This is a genomic window from Hydrogenivirga sp. 128-5-R1-1 (genome assembly GCF_000171895.1).
Map to the genome: position 1 here is coordinate 1 of NZ_ABHJ01000472.1, position 1,161 is coordinate 1,161.

1 protein-coding gene is annotated in these 1,161 nt (G+C 33.9%); it reads right to left on the bottom strand.

The features are described from left to right. A partial coding sequence (gene hisD / locus HG1285_RS00590; RefSeq protein WP_008289620.1) for a histidinol dehydrogenase occupies window positions 1–1,060 on the bottom strand: 1,060 nt, incomplete at its 3' end. Between the last annotated feature and the right edge of the window lie 101 nt (window positions 1,061–1,161).

Here is a 1,161-nt window from a genome sequence, read left to right on the forward strand (position 1 = left end):
CAGTTGAATAACTTCCTAAAAATATTGCCCCTGCGTTTTTTATATCATGTAAATATTTAAACGGGTCTTCAACTACTATTTCCAGATGTTCAGGAGCTATATGGTTTGCTACTGCGCAGGCTTTTTCTATAGTTTCAACTATAAATATTTTTCCATAATTGTTTAATGATTTTTCAATTATATCTCTTCTTGGCATTTTAAAAAGAAGGTCTGCGTATATTACATCATGAACTTTTTCAGCTAAATTCTCATCATCAGTAACAAGTATAGAAGCAGCCAATTCATCATGCTCTGCCTGTGATAACAGGTCGGCTGCTATCCATTTTGGATTTGCAGTTTTATCTGCAATAACAAGTATTTCTGAAGGACCAGCAATTGAATCAATGCCTACCACACCATAAACATTTTTCTTTGCCAGAGCAACATAAATATTTCCGGGTCCTACAATCTTATCAACTTTTGGGATAGTTTCTGTACCATAAGCCATTGCAGCAACAGCCTGAGCTCCTCCAACCCTGTAAACTGACTCTATACCACATATAAATGCAGCTGCAAGAGTGTATTTATTTGGATTTGGAGAACACATGTATATTTCCTTTACACCTGCAACTACAGCAGGAATTGCGTTCATGATAACAGAAGAAGGATATGCAGCTTTCCCTCCAGGAACATACAGTCCAACCCTTTCAAGAGGAATAACTTTCTGTCCAAGTATTATTCCCTCTTCATCTTTCATGTATGAATTTTCAATTTGAGCCTCATGAAACTCCCTTACTCTTTCTGCAGCTACTTCAAGAGCCCATCTTAGATTTTCTTCTATGCTGTCATAAGCTTTTTCTAACTGTTCAAATGGTATTTGAATTTCTTCTTTACTTAGTTTTACACCATCAAATTTTTCAGTATATTCTAAGAGAGCCTCATCTCCTCTTTCTTTTACATTTTTTATAATCTCTCTAACAGCAGGTTCATACTTTTCAACATCAATTTCACTTCTAAGGATAAGCTGTTTAACATCTTCATTTTCTATAAAGTTCTTTTTTCTTAAATCTATTATTTTCATAATGGTTGCCCCTAAATACTTTTTGTATACTTTTAATTATATACTATACTCAAAACATTTGGGGTACAAAAATGTTAAGGTATTTAGTCCTTTTCCTTTTA